This is a genomic window from Saccharothrix sp. DSM 118769 (genome assembly GCF_052936295.1).
In genome coordinates this window covers 7,613,063-7,628,858 of record NZ_CP193627.1, presented here as the reverse complement: position 1 = coordinate 7,628,858, position 15,796 = coordinate 7,613,063, and the positions used below count along the sequence as shown (strand labels likewise).

20 protein-coding genes are annotated in these 15,796 nt (G+C 73.8%); 16 read left to right on the top strand and 4 right to left on the bottom strand.

The window, feature by feature from the left end; all coding sequences use genetic code 11:
• The first annotated feature begins 170 nt into the window (after window positions 1-170).
• Genes ACRAKJ_RS31905 through ACRAKJ_RS31880 form a run of 6 tightly spaced genes read left to right on the top strand, consistent with a single transcriptional unit; the run spans window position 171 to window position 6,124 of the window.
• Complete coding sequence (locus tag ACRAKJ_RS31905) at window positions 171-566, top strand: DUF948 domain-containing protein (protein ID WP_438921347.1); 396 nt, start codon at window positions 171-173, stop codon at window positions 564-566.
• Window positions 563-826: a hypothetical protein gene (locus ACRAKJ_RS31900; RefSeq protein WP_438921348.1), complete on the top strand. Its 264-nt coding sequence runs from the start codon at window positions 563-565 to the stop codon at window positions 824-826. The genes ACRAKJ_RS31905 and ACRAKJ_RS31900 overlap by 4 nt, the downstream gene beginning before the upstream one ends.
• 56 nt (window positions 827-882) lie before the next feature.
• Window positions 883-3,555, top strand: coding sequence for an alanine--tRNA ligase (gene alaS / locus ACRAKJ_RS31895; protein ID WP_438921349.1), 2,673 nt, complete (start codon window positions 883-885; stop codon window positions 3,553-3,555).
• Window positions 3,542-4,057 carry a Holliday junction resolvase RuvX gene (gene ruvX / locus ACRAKJ_RS31890; RefSeq protein ID WP_438921350.1) on the top strand — a complete coding sequence of 172 codons (516 nt, stop codon included), beginning with the start codon at window positions 3,542-3,544 and terminating at the stop codon, window positions 4,055-4,057. The genes alaS and ruvX overlap by 14 nt, the downstream gene beginning before the upstream one ends.
• Window positions 4,054-5,286, top strand: coding sequence for an endolytic transglycosylase MltG (gene mltG / locus ACRAKJ_RS31885; RefSeq protein WP_438921351.1), 1,233 nt, complete (start codon window positions 4,054-4,056; stop codon window positions 5,284-5,286). Before ruvX ends, mltG begins: the two co-directional genes overlap by 4 nt.
• Before the next feature lies 1 nt (window position 5,287).
• Window positions 5,288-6,124, top strand: coding sequence for a shikimate dehydrogenase (locus ACRAKJ_RS31880; RefSeq protein WP_438921352.1), 837 nt, complete (start codon window positions 5,288-5,290; stop codon window positions 6,122-6,124).
• On the opposite strand, the gene ACRAKJ_RS31875 is transcribed toward ACRAKJ_RS31880, so the two are convergent.
• From ACRAKJ_RS31875 to ACRAKJ_RS31860, 4 genes are all read right to left on the bottom strand, one after another.
• The gene (locus ACRAKJ_RS31875) at window positions 6,121-6,360 is read right to left on the bottom strand and encodes a hypothetical protein (RefSeq protein ID WP_438921353.1); all 240 of its coding nucleotides are present in this window, start codon (window positions 6,358-6,360) and stop codon (window positions 6,121-6,123) included. The two genes, ACRAKJ_RS31880 and ACRAKJ_RS31875, sit on opposite strands and share 4 nt — an antisense overlap.
• A 117-nt stretch (window positions 6,361-6,477) precedes the next feature.
• Window positions 6,478-6,747, bottom strand: coding sequence for an HPr family phosphocarrier protein (locus ACRAKJ_RS31870; RefSeq protein ID WP_438921354.1), 270 nt, complete (start codon window positions 6,745-6,747; stop codon window positions 6,478-6,480).
• Window positions 6,740-8,059 (bottom strand): PTS transporter subunit EIIC, encoded by a 1,320-nt coding sequence (locus tag ACRAKJ_RS31865; RefSeq protein WP_438921355.1) that lies wholly within the window; start codon window positions 8,057-8,059, stop codon window positions 6,740-6,742. The genes ACRAKJ_RS31870 and ACRAKJ_RS31865 overlap by 8 nt, the downstream gene beginning before the upstream one ends.
• Window positions 8,056-8,826, bottom strand: a complete 771-nt coding sequence (locus tag ACRAKJ_RS31860) for a UTRA domain-containing protein (RefSeq protein ID WP_438921356.1) — start codon at window positions 8,824-8,826, stop codon at window positions 8,056-8,058. The genes ACRAKJ_RS31865 and ACRAKJ_RS31860 overlap by 4 nt, the downstream gene beginning before the upstream one ends.
• 182 nt (window positions 8,827-9,008) lie before the next feature.
• Here ACRAKJ_RS31860 and ACRAKJ_RS31855 point away from each other — a divergent pair, with 182 nt between their 5' ends.
• The 10 genes from ACRAKJ_RS31855 (at window position 9,009) to ACRAKJ_RS31810 (ending at window position 15,791) form a co-directional block, all read left to right on the top strand.
• Entirely contained in the window at window positions 9,009-9,245 is a 237-nt protein-coding gene (locus ACRAKJ_RS31855; RefSeq protein ID WP_438921357.1) for a glucose PTS transporter subunit EIIB, read from the top strand.
• On the top strand, window positions 9,242-9,694 hold the full coding sequence (locus ACRAKJ_RS31850; protein WP_438921358.1) for a glucose PTS transporter subunit IIA: 453 nt from the start codon (window positions 9,242-9,244) through the stop codon (window positions 9,692-9,694). Before ACRAKJ_RS31855 ends, ACRAKJ_RS31850 begins: the two co-directional genes overlap by 4 nt.
• 108 nt (window positions 9,695-9,802) lie before the next feature.
• The gene (locus ACRAKJ_RS31845; protein ID WP_438921359.1) at window positions 9,803-10,366 is read left to right on the top strand and encodes a prepilin peptidase; all 564 of its coding nucleotides are present in this window, start codon (window positions 9,803-9,805) and stop codon (window positions 10,364-10,366) included.
• Window positions 10,339-10,563: a hypothetical protein gene (locus ACRAKJ_RS31840; protein WP_447009112.1), complete on the top strand. Its 225-nt coding sequence runs from the start codon at window positions 10,339-10,341 to the stop codon at window positions 10,561-10,563. The genes ACRAKJ_RS31845 and ACRAKJ_RS31840 overlap by 28 nt, the downstream gene beginning before the upstream one ends.
• A gap of 77 nt (window positions 10,564-10,640) precedes the next feature.
• Entirely contained in the window at window positions 10,641-11,840 is a 1,200-nt protein-coding gene (gene aroC / locus ACRAKJ_RS31835) for a chorismate synthase (protein ID WP_438921361.1), read from the top strand.
• Window positions 11,837-12,340, top strand: coding sequence for a shikimate kinase (locus ACRAKJ_RS31830; RefSeq protein ID WP_438921362.1), 504 nt, complete (start codon window positions 11,837-11,839; stop codon window positions 12,338-12,340). The genes aroC and ACRAKJ_RS31830 overlap by 4 nt, the downstream gene beginning before the upstream one ends.
• 83 nt (window positions 12,341-12,423) lie before the next feature.
• The gene (gene aroB / locus ACRAKJ_RS31825) at window positions 12,424-13,533 is read left to right on the top strand and encodes a 3-dehydroquinate synthase (RefSeq protein WP_438921363.1); all 1,110 of its coding nucleotides are present in this window, start codon (window positions 12,424-12,426) and stop codon (window positions 13,531-13,533) included.
• Entirely contained in the window at window positions 13,530-13,958 is a 429-nt protein-coding gene (aroQ, locus tag ACRAKJ_RS31820) for a type II 3-dehydroquinate dehydratase (RefSeq protein WP_438921364.1), read from the top strand. The genes aroB and aroQ overlap by 4 nt, the downstream gene beginning before the upstream one ends.
• The gene (locus ACRAKJ_RS31815) at window positions 13,955-14,173 is read left to right on the top strand and encodes a hypothetical protein (protein ID WP_438921365.1); all 219 of its coding nucleotides are present in this window, start codon (window positions 13,955-13,957) and stop codon (window positions 14,171-14,173) included. The genes aroQ and ACRAKJ_RS31815 overlap by 4 nt, the downstream gene beginning before the upstream one ends.
• Window positions 14,174-14,273: 100 nt before the next feature.
• A complete protein-coding gene (locus tag ACRAKJ_RS31810) occupies window positions 14,274-15,791 on the top strand; it encodes a beta-xylosidase (protein ID WP_438921366.1) in 1,518 nt (505 codons plus the stop codon).
• Window positions 15,792-15,796: the final 5 nt, after the last annotated feature.

Genomic DNA, 15,796 nt, shown 5'->3' with positions numbered 1-15,796 from the left:
GTGTCACGCTAGCCGCCGGGCGCACGATCGAATCGACCGCCAAATGGGGGGTCTTGGCCGGCCGTCCCACCCCGTGGCACGACGTGCGGGCGATCTCGTTCGGACCCCCCGGACCGCGCGCGGTAGCCTTGGCCCCCACCCGAGTCTTGTCAGAGCCACCAGGAGGGCCCGTGTCGCCAGGGCAGATCGCCGCGCTGGTCGCCGCCGGCGCGTTCGTGCTGCTTGTGCTGCTGCTGGCGATCCCGTTGATCAAGCTGGGCCGGACGCTGGACGAGGCCACGATCGCCATCCGCAAGGCCCACCAGAACAGCGACCCGATCTTCACCGGCGCGAACACGACGATCACGCACGTCAACACGCAGCTGGAGCGGGTGGACGGGATCACCGCCAACGCCCGCGCGGTCACCGGGAACGTCTCCGCGCTCACCTCGCTGTTCACCGCCACCCTCGGCGGCCCGCTGGTCAAGGCCGCCGCGCTGTCCTACGGCGTGAGCAAGGCCGTCCGCGCCCGCCGCGCCGCCAAGGAAGTCCCCGGCAAGCACCTCCGGCGCAGGGGCGGGCGATGAAGCGGATCTTCTGGTTCGGCCTCGGCATCGCCGCCGGCGTCTTCGCCACCCGCAAGGCCGGGCAGGCCGCGCACGCCGCCACGCCCGCCGGCATCGGCGAGAACGTCGGCCAGGGGCTGCGCGAGCTGGCGGGCGCCCTCGGGTCCTTCGGCGCCGACGTGCGCGCCGGCATGTCCGAGCGCGAGCAGGAGCTGCACGACACCGTGGAGCGGCAGACGGGCCACACCACCGGTCGGCGAGCGCGCAGGGCGAACGACTGAACGAGGGTCGTTCGCCTCGCCACGCCCACCCACCACGCACTTCGTAAGGAAAGCCCGTGCAGACCCACGAGATCGTCAAGCGCTTCCGCGAGCACTTCGAGAACGCCGGCCACACCGTGGTCCCCAGCGCGTCGCTGCTGCTCGACGACCCCAACCTGCTGTTCGTCAACGCCGGCATGGTGCCGTTCAAGCCGTACTTCCTCGGCGAGGCCCCGCCGCCGTACGAGCGCGCCACCAGCGTCCAGAAGTGCGTGCGCACCCCCGACATCGACGAGGTCGGCAAGACCACCCGCCACCTCACGTTCTTCCAGATGGCGGGCAACTTCAGCTTCGGCGACTACTTCAAGGAAGACGCCATCCGGCTGGCCTGGGAGCTGGTCACCGGGTCCCAGGACGACGGCGGCTACGGGTTCGACCCGGAGCGCCTGTGGGTGACCGTCTACCTCGACGACGACGAGGCCGCCGAGCTGTGGCAGAAGGTCGCCGGCCTGCCGCCGGAGCGCATCCAGCGCCGCGGCGTCGAGGACAACTACTGGTCGATGGGCGTGCCCGGCCCGTGCGGCCCCTGCTCGGAGATCTACTACGACCGCGGCCCCGAGTACGGCGCCGAGGGCGGCCCGGTCGTCGACGAGGACCGGTACCTGGAGATCTGGAACCTCGTCTTCATGCAGAACGAGCGGGGTGCGGGCGGGGCCAAGAAGGACTACCCGATCCTCGGCGAGCTGCCCGCCAAGAACATCGACACCGGCATGGGCGTCGAGCGGGTGGCGTTCCTGCTCCAGGGCGTCGACAACGTCTACGAGACCGACCTCGTGCGCGCCGTCATCACCGCCGCCGAGGAGCTGTCCGGCCGCCGCTACGGCGACAACGAGGTCGACGACGTGCGCTTCCGCGTCATCGCCGACCACGCCCGCTCCGGCGTGCTGCTCGTCGGCGACGGCGTCACCCCCGGCAACGAGGCCCGCGGCTACGTCCTGCGCCGCCTGCTGCGCCGCATCATCCGCTCCTCGCGCCTGCTCGGCGTCACCGAACCCGTGCTCAACCGGTTCGCCGCCGTCGTCCGCGACACCATGGGCCCGACCTACCCCGAGCTGGTCAGCGGCTTCGCCCGCATCGAGCAGGTGCTCAAGGCCGAGGAGGAGACCTTCCTCCGCACGCTCGACGCCGGCTCGCGGATCTTCGAGACCGCCGCCGGCGCGGTGAAGGCCGAGGGCCGCGCCACCCTGCCCGGCGACAAGGCGTTCCAGCTGCACGACACCTACGGCTTCCCCATCGACCTCACCCTGGAGATGGCCGCCGAGGCGGGCCTCACCGTGGACGAGGCCGGCTTCCGCAAGCTGATGGCCGAGCAGCGCGCCCGCGCCAAGGCCGACGCCGCCGGCAAGAAGACCGGCCACGGCGACCAGACCGTGTACCGCGAGCTGCTGGAGCTCGGCGCCACCGAGTTCACCGGCTACTCCGAGCTGGCCAGCGAGGCCACCGTGCGCGGCATCGTCAGCGGCGGCAAGCGCGTGCGCACGGCGAAGGAGGGCGACATCGTCGAGGTCGTCCTCGACCGCACCCCCCTCTACGCCGAGTCCGGCGGCCAGGAGAGCGACGCGGGCACCATCGTCACCGGCGGCGCCGAGCTGGAGGTCGTCGACGTCCAGAAGGTCGCCCGCAAGCTGTGGGTGCACCAGGTGCGCGTGGTCAGCGGCGAGATCGCCGAGGGCGAGCACGTCGAGGCCCGCGTCGACCCCGAGTGGCGCGTCGGCGCCCGCCAGGGCCACTCCGGCACGCACGTCGTGCACGCCGCCCTGCGCCAGGTGCTCGGCCCGTCCGCCCTCCAGAGCGGCTCCTACAACAAGCCCGGCTACCTGCGGCTCGACTTCGCCTGGACCGGCGGCCTGTCCGACGCCACGCGCAGCGAGATCGAGGAGGTCTCCAACCTCGCGGTCCGCAAGGACCTGCCGGTGCAGGTCGTCTACACCGACATGGGCGGCGCCCAGGAGATGGGCGCGGTCGCCCTGTTCGGCGAGACCTACGACGAGACGGTGCGCGTCGTCGAGATCGGCGGCCCCTGGTCGCGCGAGCTGTGCGGTGGCACGCACGTCGAGCACTCGTCCCAGATCGGCCCGATCACGGTCATCGGCGAGTCGTCCGTCGGCTCCGGCGTGCGCCGGCTGGAGGCGTACGTCGGCATCGAGGCGTTCCAGTACCTGGCCCGCGAGCGGGCCCTCGTGCAGAACGTCGCCACGCTGCTGAAGGTGCCCGACGCCGAGGTGCCCGCCCGGGTCGAGGCCCTGGTCGAGCGCCTGCGCGCGGCCGAGAAGGAGCTGGAGAAGGTCCGCGCCGCCCAGTTGCTGTCCTCCGCCGGGTCCCTGGCCGAGCAGGCCCTGGACGTGCGCGGGCTGTCCCTCGTCGCGCTGGCCCTGCCCGAGGGCACGACCGCCGCCGACGTGCGGTCGCTGGCCGGCGAGGTGCGCAACCGGCTCGGCGCCAAGCCCGGCGTCGTCGGCCTGTTCGCCCCGGACGGCGACAAGGTCAGCTTCGTGGTGGCCACCACGGCCGCCGCCCGCGACCTGGGCCTCGCCGCCGGCAAGCTGGTGCCCGCGTTCGCCCCGGCCGTCGGCGGTCGCGGCGGCGGCAAGCCGGACCTGGCCCAGGGCGGCGGCACGAACCCGGCCGGCGTGCAGGAGGCCGTGGCCGCCCTGCGGGCCGAGGTGGATCGCGCCCTTGAGCAGCGGTGACCGCGCCGGCGTCGACGACCCCGGCCTCGGGCGGAGGCTGGGCGTCGACGTCGGAGCGGTGCGGGTCGGGGTCGCCCTGAGCGATCCCGGGGCCTTCCTGGCGACGCCCCTGGTTACCCTGTCCCGTGACGAGAAGGCCGGTCGGGACCTCAGCGACCTGGTCGGCCTCGTCGCCGAGCACGACGTGGTCGAGGTCGTGGTCGGGCTGCCCCGCACGCTCGCGGGCAGGCACGGGCCGGCGGCGGAGAAGGCGGCGGCGTACGCTGCGGCGTTGGCCGAGCGCGTCGCCCCGGTGCCGGTGCGGCTCACCGACGAGCGGCTGACCACCGTCACGGCGAGCCGGGTGCTCGCCGAACGCGGTGTGCGAGGCAAGAAGCAACGTGCTGTCGTGGACCAGGCTGCCGCGGTCGAGATCCTGCAGTCCTGGCTGGACGCACGAGCGCGACACGTGGCCCGTTCCGCCGACGAGGGACGAGCCCCCGGAGCTAAGGACGGCTCGTGAACGACGACCTCGGGTTGTTCGCCGATCCCGACGCGCGCGCTGACGAGCGGACGCGCGGCAAGAAGAGCGCCGCCGCCGCGGCGGCCCGCCGGGCCAGGGCCAAGCGCAAGCGCACGATCCTCTGGGTCGTCGTGGCGCTGGTGCTCGCGGGCGGCGCCGGTGGCGCCTACTACGGCTACCGGGTGCTGAGCGGCATCGGCTCCTACGAGGACTACAGCGGCACCGGCGAGGCCGACGTGGTGGTCGAGGTCAAGGACGGCGACTTCGTGTCCTCGATCGCCACCACCCTCCAGGAGCAGGGCGTCGTGGCGAGCGCGCGGGCGTTCACCGAGGCGGGCGCGCAGGACGACCGGCTCACCGCCATCCAGCCCGGCTTCTACCTGATGAAGACCAAGATGTCGGGGGCCGCCGCGGTCAGCCGCATGGTCGACTCGACGTCGAAGATCACGCCGCTGGAGGTCAAGGGCGGCAACGTCCTGCACGACCTCACCGCGCCGGACGGCTCCACCACCAAGGGCATCCTCTCGATGCTGTCCGACGCCTCGTGCGTCGAGCTGGACGGCACCAAGAAGTGCGTGCCGGTGGAGCAGTTGCGCGACGTCGCCGACAACGCCGACCCGCAGGCCCTGGGCATCCCCGACTGGGCGATCCCGGCGGTCAACGCCGCGCCCCGGGAGAACCGCCTCGAAGGGCTCATCGTCCCCGGCCTGTACCACCTCGACCCGGGCGCGAGCGCCGCCGACCTGCTGCGCGCCGTCATCACCACGTCGCTGGGCCGCCTCCAGAGCTACGGCATCCCCTCCGGCTCGGGCGCGACCGGCTTCAAGCCCTACGAGGTGCTGGTCGTCGCGTCGCTGGTCGAGAAGGAGGGCAAGACCAAGGACTTCGGCAAGATCGCCCGGGTCGTCTACAACCGGCTCGCCAAGGGGCAGATCCTCGAACTCGACTCCACGGTCAACTACAAGCTCGACCGGCCCATCATCACCACCAGCGACGAGGACCGCGCGCGGTCCGGGCCGTACAACACCTACAGCGCCGACACGAAGGGCCTGCCGCCCACGCCGATCGGGTCGCCGGGCATGGAGGCGGTGAAGGCCGCCATCAACCCCGAGGCGGGGGAGTGGCTGTTCTTCGTCAAGTGCGAGACGGACGGCACGACGTGCTTCAACGTCACGTTCGACGAGCACGACGCCGCGGTGTCCGAGGCCAGGCGGAAGGGCGTCTTCTGACGTGACCCGCCGTGCGGCGGTCATCGGCTCGCCGGTGGCCCACTCGCTGTCGCCCGTGCTGCACAACGCCGCGTTCGCCGCGCTCGGCCTCGACTGGGCGTACACGCGCGTCGAGTGCGTCGCCGACGAGGTGCCCGCCCTGGTCGGGGGTTTGCCGGCGGAGTGGGTCGGCCTGTCCGTGACCATGCCGAACAAGCGCGCCGCGCTGGCCGCCGCGACGTCCGCGACGTCCCGCGCGACCCTCGTGGGCGCCGCGAACACCCTGGTCCGCGCCGAGGACGGCTGGCGCGCCGACTGCACCGACGTGGACGGCGTGCTGGGCGCGCTGAGCGCGGCGTGCGGCTTCACCTCCGGCACGCGCGCCGTGCTGCTCGGTGCGGGCGGCACGGCGACGGCCGCGCTGGTCGCCCTCGCCTCGGTGGGCGTGCGCGCGGTGACCCTCGTCGTGCGGTCGGTGTCGCGGGCGGCCGAGGCCGAGTCCTGCGCGTCCCGCCTCGGCGTGGCGCTGGAGGTCGTGACCTGGGACGACGCCGACTTCGCCGCCCTGGCCGCCGCCTCGGACGTGCTGATCAGCACCGTGCCGCCGGACGCGACGGAGCCGATCGCGCCCGCGCTGGCCGAGTCGCCGTGCGTCCTGGACGTCATCTACCACCCCTGGCCGACGCCGCTGTCGTACGAGGTGGAGAAGCACGGCCGCACCCTGGCCACCGGGCTGGACATGCTGCTGCACCAGGCGTTCGGCCAGTGCGAGCAGTTCACCGGCCACCCCGCGCCGCGCGAGGAGATGCGCCGCGCGCTGCGCGAGGCGACCGGCGGCATCCTCCCCCTGCCCCTCTAGGGGGAGCCCCGGTCGGCCCGGGCGCGTTCCGGGTCGCTCACCTCGGCGGAGACCCGGCCCGCCCGGGGCAGCTCGCGCAACCGCCGCTGCCGGAACGCCTCGGCCGGCACGAGGAGCACCGCCTGCCGCAGGTCGGCCGGCAGCGGTGCGACCAGCTCCGGCCGCAGGTCCGGCCCGGTGGGCTCGGCGACCGAGTCGGTGTCGTCCGACCAGCGCCGAGGTGCCCACAGCGCCATCAGCCCACACGGCCATCTGCCCACACTGCCGTCACGCTCACGCCGCCGTCCCCCGCACGCGCCGCGGGGCCCTGCTCGCGCGAGGTGCGAGCAGGGCCCCGTGACGGGTGGGTGGGATCAGCCCCCGTCGTGGTCCGTGGCGATGATCCCCGCGATGGCCTCCAGCGCGGCGTCCGCGCCGTCGCCCTCCGCGGTGAGCACGACCTCGTCGCCGTGCATCGCGCCGAGCGTCATCAGGCCCAGCACGCTCGCCGCCTCGACCGGCTGGCCGTCGTCCTTGCGGATGGTGACCGTGACCGGCTGCTCCTTCGCCGCCTTGGCCAGCAGTGCCGCCGGGCGCGCGTGCAGCCCGACCTTGCTCGCCACCGTGACCCGTCGCTCAGGCATTCCCGTGTTCTCCGTCGTGCTCGTCGTTCGGGGTGCGGTCGCGGCGGGGCCGTTCGCCCGCCGCCCCGGCGGTCGCCGGCTCGACCGCGCTCTGGTCGGCCTCCGGGTCCTCGTCGGCGTCGCGGCCCGGCGTCTTCAGGTTCCACTTGGTGATGACGAAGCGGAACAGGAAGTAGTAGATCGCCGCGTAGATCACGCCCAGCACGAGGATCAGCAGCGGCTTGGTCGCGATGTTGAAGTTCAGCAGGTAGTCGATCGCGCCCGCGGAGAACCCGAAGCCGTCGTGGATGCCCAGCGCGTTGCTGACGGCCAGCGAGGTGCCGGTGAGGAACGCGTGGATCAGGTACAGCGGCCACGCCACGAACATGAACGCGAACTCCAGCGGCTCCGTGACGCCCGTGATGAACGCGGTCAGGGCCGCCGAGCCCATGATGCCGGCGATGATCTTCTTCTGGCCCGGCCGGGCGGTGTGCACGATGGCCAGCGCCGCCGCCGGGAGGGCGAACATGAAGATCGGGAAGAAGCCGGTCTGGAACGTGCCGGCGGTCGGGTCCCCGGCGAGGAAGCGGGGGATGTCGCCGGTCTTGCCCTCGAACTCGCCGAACTGGAACCACAGCACGTTGTTGACGATGTGGTGCAGGCCGAGCGGGATCAGCAGCCGGTTGACGAAGCCGTAGAGGCCCGCGCCGATGATCGTGCTCCCGGTGATCGCCTCGCCGACGTTCTCCAGGCCCGCCGCGAAGACCGGGTACACCAGGCCCATCAGCACGCCGATGACGACCACGACGCCCGCGACCAGGATCGGCACGAACCGCCGCCCGCCGAAGAACGCCAGGTACGGGGGCAGCTTGATGCGGTGGTACTTCTGCCACAGCACGGCGGTGAGCAGACCCACGACGATGCCGCCGAGGACCTTGTAGTCGATCAGGTTCGCCTTGGCGGCCGGGTCGTCCGGCTGGTCGAGGACCAGCGGCGACATCGCCTTGAACACCCCCTGGAGCACGACGTAGCCGACCACCGCGGCCAGACCGGTGGAGCCGTCGCCGCGCCGGGCGAAACCGACCGCGATGCCGACCGCGAACAGCAGCGGCAGGTTGGCGAACAGCGCGTCACCCGCGTTGCCGATGACCGCCGCGACCTTGTTCCAGCCGAGGCCGTCCTCGCCCAGCATGTCGGCCTGGCCGAGTCGCAGCAGGAGAGCGGCCGCGGGCAGCACGGCGATCGGCAGCATGAGGCTGCGACCGAAGCGCTGCAAAGCGGCCAGTCCCTTGATCTCACGACCGCCGGTCGCCTGGGGGGCGCTGGCGCTCATGGGGTACCTCCCTCGTGGGAACGGTGCGGTCCGGACTCCGGGTCGGTCCGGTCCAATTGCATGGTCACCTGGTAGAGATCGCCCCGGTACCAGGACGTCATGTCCTCGACGGGCGTGCCCCGGGAACCGGCCACCCTGCGGAAGACGAGCAGCGGGGAGCCCGTGCGGACGCCCAGCAGCTTCGCGGTCTCGGGGTCCGCGCCCTCGGCCCACACCGTCTGGCCGGCGTGGTCGAGCCGGACCCCGTAGGCGTCGGCGATCAACGCGTAGAGCGAGGTCGTCAGGTCGTGGGTGGGCAGCCCCGGCACGACCCGGGGGCTGTACCAGCCGCGTTCGACGGCCAGCGGCACGCCGTCGGCGCGGCGCAGGCGGACGAGCCGGTACGCGGGCTCGCCCTGGTCGAGGCCCAGGGCGGCGGACGCCGCCGCCGGCGGTTCCCCCTCGCCGCACGACAGCACCTCGGTCGCCGGGCTCAGCCCGCGCTTGTGCATGTCGTCGGTGAAGGACTCCAGGTGCGGCCGCACGTCCACGCGGCGGCGGGCGGTGAACGTGCCGCGCCCCTTCGCCCTGGTCAGCAGGCCCTCGGCGACGAGCTGCCCGACGGCGGCGCGGACCGTGATGCGGGACACCCGGTACCGCTGGGCCAGGTCGCGCTCGGACGGGATCGGCGAGCCGGGCGGCAGTTCCCGCTCCGCCGCGCGCCGCAGGATGTCGCGGAGCTGGGCGTGCTTGGGCTTCGGCCCGTCGACGATCTCCGTGCGGTCCACTCACCCTCCCCCGGCGCTCGCGGGTCAGGACCGAGATTGGTACTTTCCGGTCTAGACCAGTTGGTGCGGGGAGGATGCTCCGCGCGCCGACCGGGTGTCAACCGCCGTTACGGGACCGTGCCCGAGCGGTGGCACCCTCAGGGCCGGATGCCCTCGGGGCAGGTGTCGAGAGAGGACTTGAAGTGGCGGACGACAAGGCTGAGAAGATCCTCGCCGCGCTCGGCGGCGCGGACAACATCGTGGAGATCGAGCCCTGCATCACGCGCCTGCGCTGTGAGCTGGAGGACGGTTCCCTGGTGGACGAGAAGGCGCTGAAGGGCCTGGGCGCGCACGGCGTGATGCGGTCCGGCAACGTCGTCCAGGTCGTCGTGGGCCCGGAGGCGGACACGATCGCCAGCGATATCGAGGACCTGCTGTGACGCTGCGCGTGACGAGCCCGGTCAGCGGGCGCGCGGTGCCGCTGAGCGAGGTGCCCGACCCGGTGTTCTCCCAGGCCATGGTCGGACCGGGCGTCGCGGTCGAGCCCGACCGGGTGCGCGCGGACGTGGTGTCCCCGGTGGACGGCGTGGTCGTGACGCTGCACCCGCACGCGTTCGTCGTGGCGACGGACGGGGGCGCCGCGGTGCTGGTGCACCTGGGCATCGACACGGTGAAGCGCAAGGGCGAGGGCTTCACGCTGCACGTGGTCAAGGGCGAGACCGTGCGGGCCGGTCAGCCCGTCGTCACCTGGGACCCGGCCGAGGTCGAGGCCGCCGGGTTCGCCCCGATCTGCCCGGTCATCGCGCTCGACGCGGCGGCCGAGGTGCTCCGGGACCAGGCGGGCGGTCCGGTGACGGCCGGCGACCACCTGTTCTCCTGGCCGCGCTGAGCCGGGGTCCCGGTCGCGTCGGGGTCCTCGCGGGACCGGTGCGGGTGAATGGTCCATTCACCCGCACCTCTCCTTGAACCGCCACCGCACCCCGCGCACGCTGGACCCATGACCCCGACCACGCCCGGTTCCCGTGTTTCCGCACCACATGACCGTTTCCTCCGCCCCGCCCGGCGGGCGACGGAGGTCCACCGGCCCGCCTGCGCCGCGCTCACGGTCGCGCTCTGGTGGCCGACCGCGCTCCTGGTGCCGCCCCGGTGGCTGCCCGTCGCCCTGCTCGTGGCCTGGCTGGGCGTGCTGCTGTCCATGCTGGACTTCCGCCACCGCCGCCTGCCCGACGCCGTGACGCTGCCCGCGTACCCGCTGCTCGGCCTCGCCCTGTGGTGGGCGGGCGCCGACCCGGGGCGCGTCCTGGCGGGCGCGGCGGTGTTCTTCGCCTTCCACCTGGCCGTGCGGCTGCTCGCGCCGTCCGCGATGGGCGGCGGCGACGTGAAGCTGGCGGGCGCGCTGGGCGCGGTGCTCGCGCCGGTGTCGTGGTGGGCGCTGCCCGCGGCGCTCGTGCTGTCCTGCGCCGTCACCCTGGCCCTGGCGCCGTGGTTCCGCACCGGCGGCGTCCCCCACGGCCCGGGACTGCTGACCGCGACGTGGCTGGTGGTGGTGTCAGCCGCCTGACGCCGCCGAGGAAGCCGAGCGGCATCCCGGGCGCGTTCACGACGGGTTGCCGCGGGAGCGGCTGGTCGGTGCTGCGCGTGCTCAGCGGCGGCCGGGATGCCGCAGGCGAGCAGCGTGCCCGCCAGGTCGGCGAGCAGGTCGCCGCGGTGGACTTCAGCTCGCCGGTCGGCGCGCCGCGGGGCGCGGTCGCGATCTGATCGTCCACCTGTCGGGACGCGGCCACCGTCGCTGACCTGCGCACACCCCCGCACCCCCGCTGTGGAAGGATTCACGCGTGCTGCGCTGGATCACCGCTGGTGAGTCTCACGGGCCCGCTCTCGTCGCCGTGCTGGAAGGCATGGTCGCCGGGGTCGAGGTCACCACTGCCGACCTGACCGCTCAACTGGAGCGCCGCCGACTGGGGTTCGGGCGGAGCCCCCGCATGGGGTTCGAGGCCGACGAGGTGGAGATCCTCGGCGGTGTCCGCCACGGCCTCACCCAGGGCGGTCCGATCGCGGTCCGGATCGGCAACACCGAGTGGCCGAAGTGGCAGAAGGTGATGTCCGCCGACCCCGTCGACCCGTCCGAGCTGAAGCCCACCGGCCGCAACGAGGCGCTGACCAGGCCCCGGCCCGGCCACGCCGACCTGCCCGGCATGCAGAAGTTCGGCTTCGACGAGGCGCGTCCCGTGCTGGAGCGCGCCAGCGCCCGCGAGACGGCGGCCCGCACCGCGCTGGGCACCGTCGCCCGCCACTTCCTCAAGCAGGTGTTCGACGTGGACGTGATCAGCCACGTCGTGTCGATCGGCGGGGCGAGGACGCCCGAGGACGCCGCCGTGCCCGGTCCCGGCGACCTGGCCGCGGTCGACGCGAGCCCGGTCCGCGCGTTCGACCGGCGGGGCACGGACGCGATGGTCGCCGAGGTCGAGGCGGTCAAGGAGGCCGGCGACACGGTCGGCGGCGTCATCGAGGTCATCTCCTACGGCCTGCCGCCGGGCCTCGGCTCGCACGTGCACTGGGACCGCCGCCTCGACGCGCGGCTCGCGGGCGCGCTGATGGGCGTGCAGGCGATGAAGGGCGTGGAGGTCGGCGACGGGTTCACCACCGCCCAGCGGTGGGGCAGCCAGGCGCACGACGAGATCGACCGCGGCACCGGCCCGAAGGGCGTCACCCGGCGCTCCAACCGGGCGGGCGGCCTGGAGGGCGGCATCACCAACGGCGAGCCGCTGCGCGTGCGCGTCGCCATGAAGCCGATCTCGACCGTGCCGCGCGCCCTGTCCACGGTGGACGTCCGCACGGGGGAGCCCGCCGTGGCCATCCACCAGCGCTCGGACGTGTGCGCCGTGCCGCGCGCGGGCGTGGTGCTGGAGTCGGTGGTGGCGCTGGTGCTCGCCGAGGCGGCGCTGGAGAAGTTCGGCGGCGACTCGATCGCCGAGACCAAGCGCAACGTCGCCTCCTACCTGGAGGCCCTCGAAGCCCGGTGGGCGGGGCTGTGAGCCCGAGGTTCGTCGTCCTCGGCCCGCCCGGAGCGGGCAAGACGACGGTGGGGCCGCTGCTCGCCGAACGCCTCGGCGTGGCCTTCCGGGACACCGACGACGACGTCGTCGCCACCGCGGGCAAGCCGATCTCCGACATCTTCACCACCGACGGCGAACCCGCGTTCCGGGCGCTGGAGGAGCGGGCCGTCGCGGACGGGCTGGCGGACCACGACGGCGTGCTCGCCCTCGGCGGCGGCGCGGTGCTGTCCGCGGCCACCCGGGAACGCCTCGCCGGGCACACCGTCGTGTTCCTCAACGTCGGCACGGCCGAGGGCGTGCGGCGGACCGGCCTGTCCACCGCCCGGCCGCTGCTGGCCGGGGTGAGCCCGCGGTCGACGTTCAAGGCCCTGCTCGAAGCGCGGCTGCCGCTGTACCGGGAGGTGGCCACGATCGAGGTGCTCACCGACGACCTGGACCCGGCGGGTGTGGTCGACGCCGTGCTCGCCCGGGTCACCTGAACCCGGGCCTGCCGAACCCGGGCCGGCCGAACCGGTGCCGCGAGCGGTCGTGGTCGAATGGTGAGCGACGAAGGGGAGTGGTGATGGGCGAGCCGGTGCGCATCCGCGTGGCCGCGGAACGACCGTACGACGTGGTGGTGGGGCGAGGTCTGCTCGGCGACCTGGTCGAGACCCTGCGGGGCACGGCGAAGGCGGCGATCGTCCACACGCCCACGCTCGCGGAGACCGCCGAGGCGGTCCGCGAGGAGTTGGCGGCAGCGGGCGTCGAGGCGCACCGCGTGGAGGTGCCCGACGCGGAGGACGGCAAGGACCTGCGGGTCGCCGGCTACTGCTGGGACGTGTTCGGGCGCATCGGCCTGGGCCGCGCGGACACCGTCATCGGCCTCGGCGGCGGCGCGGTGACCGACCTCGCCGGGTTCGTCGCCTCCACGTGGATGCGCGGCGTGCGCCTCGTGCACGTGCCGACGACGCTGCTCGGCATGGTCGACGCCGCGATCGGCGGCAAGACCGGCATCAACACCGACGCGGGCAAGAACCTCGTCGGCACGTTCTACGAGCCCACCGCCGTGCTGGTCGACCTGGCCACGCTGGAGACGCTGCCCCGCAACGAGCTGGTCGCGGGCATGGCCGAGGTGGTCAAGGGCGGGTTCATCGCGGACCCGGCGATCCTCGACCTGATCGAGGCCGACCCGGCCGCCGCGCTCGACCCGGCGGGCGACGTCATCGAGGAGCTGGTCCGCCGCAAGATCCAGGTCAAGGCCGACGTGGTGTCCACCGACCTGCGCGAGTCCGACCTGCGCGAGATCCTCAACTACGGCCACACCCTCGGTCACGCCATCGAGCGCCGCGAGCGCTACCGCTGGCGGCACGGCGCCGCGGTCAGCGTCGGCCTGGTGTTCGCCGCCGAGCTGGCCCGCCTGGCCGGCCGGCTGGACGACGCCACCGCCGACCGCCACCGGTCGGTCCTGTCCTCGCTGGGCCTGCCCACGAGCTACGACCCGGACGCCCTGGGGCAGCTCATGGAGGGGATGCGCAGCGACAAGAAGAACCGCGCGGGCGTGCTGCGCTTCGTCGTGCTCGACGGCCTGGCCAAGCCCGGTCGCCTGGAGGGCCCGGACCCGTCGCTGATCGCCGCCGCGTACTCCGCCGTCGCGTCCGAGGGGCGCAAGCCGGGCGGGAGCGTGCTGCTGTGAAGGTCCTGGTGCTCAACGGGCCCAACCTCGGTCGCCTGGGCACGCGCGAGCCGGACGTCTACGGCCGCACCACCTACGCCGACCTCGTGGCGCTGTGCGAGGCGACGGGGCGCGAGCTGGGCGTCGAGGTCGAGGTCCGGCAGACCGACTTCGAGGGCGAGATGCTCGGCTGGCTGCACCGGGCCGCCGACGAGGCCCTGCCGGTGGTGCTCAACCCGGCGGCGTGGACGCACTACTCGGTGGCGGTGCGCGACGCGTGCTCCCAGCTCACCGCGCCGCTGGTCGAGGTGCACATCTCGAACGTGCACAAGCGCGAGGAGTTCCGCCGGCACAGCTACATCTCCGAGGTCGCCGAGGGCGTCATCGCCGGCCTGGGCATCGGCGGCTACGCGCTGGCCATCCGCCACCTGGCCGCCAAGGGGTGAGCGCGGGCGAGGTGCCGGCGGGCGCGCTGCACCACGTCGAGCTGTGGGTGCCCGACCGGGCCGGGGTCGACCGCCTGGTCGCCGAGTCGGTCGACCACGGGTGGTCGCCGCTGTTCGCCGACGCTTACCCCCACGCGGGTGGACCCGACCACTACGCGGGCTACCTGGAGAACACGGACGGTTTCGAGGTCGAGCTGGTGGCCACGGACCGGTGACACCCGTACGCAGTACGGGCTCTCTACACTGAACCGGAGCCGGGTGCCGCGCGTCTTCCCCGGTACACGCCCCCGTGCCAGAAGTGGAGACCCGCCCCGCATGCGCAGTCCCGTCGTGGGAGCGAGGCTGTTCGGCTCCGCGCTCGTCGTCGCGCTGCTGGTCGCCTGCGCGCCGAGCGCCGCCGACCCCGCGCCGGTCACCTCCGCCACCAGCGAGGACGCGCCGGTCGGCACGACCGCGGCGGCGCCCGAGGCCGACCCGACCCCGGTCGCGCTCGCCACCGACCGCGGCAGGCAGGGCCCCGGCGTGGTCGCCTCCGGCGGCGACTCGCCCTACAACTACGGCCCGACGGTCATGCTCGACGGCGGCCGGCACCGCATGTGGTGGTGCGGCCAGCTCCTGGCCGCCGCCCCCGCGGGCGACGACGTCCTCTACGCCGAGGGCCCGTCCGCGGACGGCCCGTTCGGCGCGCCCGGCGGCGGCCCCGCCACCCCCGTGCTCTCGGGCAGCGTCGGCGGCTTCGACGGCGTGCACACGTGCGACCCGTCCGTGATCAAGGTCGCCGGCACCTACTACCTCTACTACACCGGCGCGGCCGGCGACCACGCGCACGGCAACGCCATCGGCGTCGCCACCAGCACCGACGGCCTCACGTGGACCCGCGCCGCGGGCGGCGCCCCGATCCTGAGCCCGTCCTACGACAACACGCGCGAGAACACCTACGGCGCGGGCCAGCCCTCGGCGCTGTGGCTGGACGGCTGGTTCTACCTGATGTTCACCGACACCACCGGCGCCGCCGCCGGGTGGAACGGCGCGGGCCAGTTCGTGCTGCGGTCCAAGGACCCGGTGTTCGCCTCGGGCGTGCAGGCGCTGGGCGAGAAGGGCTTCACCCCCGTCGCGGGCACCCGCGAGCCGCGCACCCGGTCCGTCGTGGACGCGTTCAGCGCCGACCTCGTGTACGTCGACGCGCTGCGGGCGTTCGCCATCGCCCACGAGACCGAGCACGGCACCACCCTGACCTTCTGGGACCGCGGGTTCACCACCAACCCGCACCCGCCGGTGCTCGTCCCCGGCCCGTGGCGCGAGGGCCCCGGCCTGGTCCGCACCACGATCGGCCACGTGCCGGTCGTGCCCGAGGACCCGTGCGGGCGCATCCCGTTCGACCTGGTGCGCGCCACCGCGATCGACGGCCGCTCCGCCGCGCCGACCGACCTCGCCCACTTCGGCCTCGACCTCGCGAACGCGCCCGGCTGCGCCACGAAGGACGCGGCCCGGGTGCTGGAGGGGTTCGCCGTGCCGTCCCCGGAGAACACCGTCGACCTGGTGCTGGGCGGCAAGGTGGTGCGCGTCGAGCGGCGCTCGGTGACGGACCGGCTCGCCACCCGCGTGCTGGACCGCCGCCCGGCGGTGGTGGACGAGCTGGAGGTCGTCGCGCGCATCCCGGCGGGCGTGGAGGCGCTGCGCGCGCCGGACGGCCGCGTCGGGCTGCTGCTGGCCGACGACCGGCTGTGGGTCGTCCGCGCGGCCGAGGTCGCGGCGCTCAACTCCTCGCCGGTCACCGACGTCTCGCAGACCGCCTGGGACGCCCACGAGAAGGTCAACGACCCGAAGCGCTAGCCCGC

Coding starts and splice junctions, on each gene's coding strand:
- ACRAKJ_RS31900 (WP_438921348.1), top strand. CDS start 563: ATGAAGCGGATCTTCTGGTTCGGCCTCGGCATCGCCGCCGGCGTCTTC.
- ACRAKJ_RS31875 (WP_438921353.1), bottom strand. CDS start 6,360: ATGGCGCTGTGGGCACCTCGGCGCTGGTCGGACGACACCGACTCGGTC.
- ACRAKJ_RS31870 (WP_438921354.1), bottom strand. CDS start 6,747: ATGCCTGAGCGACGGGTCACGGTGGCGAGCAAGGTCGGGCTGCACGCG.
- ACRAKJ_RS31865 (WP_438921355.1), bottom strand. CDS start 8,059: ATGAGCGCCAGCGCCCCCCAGGCGACCGGCGGTCGTGAGATCAAGGGA.
- ACRAKJ_RS31845 (WP_438921359.1), top strand. CDS start 9,803: ATGACCCCGACCACGCCCGGTTCCCGTGTTTCCGCACCACATGACCGT.
- aroB (WP_438921363.1), top strand. CDS start 12,424: ATGGGCGAGCCGGTGCGCATCCGCGTGGCCGCGGAACGACCGTACGAC.
- ACRAKJ_RS31810 (WP_438921366.1), top strand. CDS start 14,274: ATGCGCAGTCCCGTCGTGGGAGCGAGGCTGTTCGGCTCCGCGCTCGTC.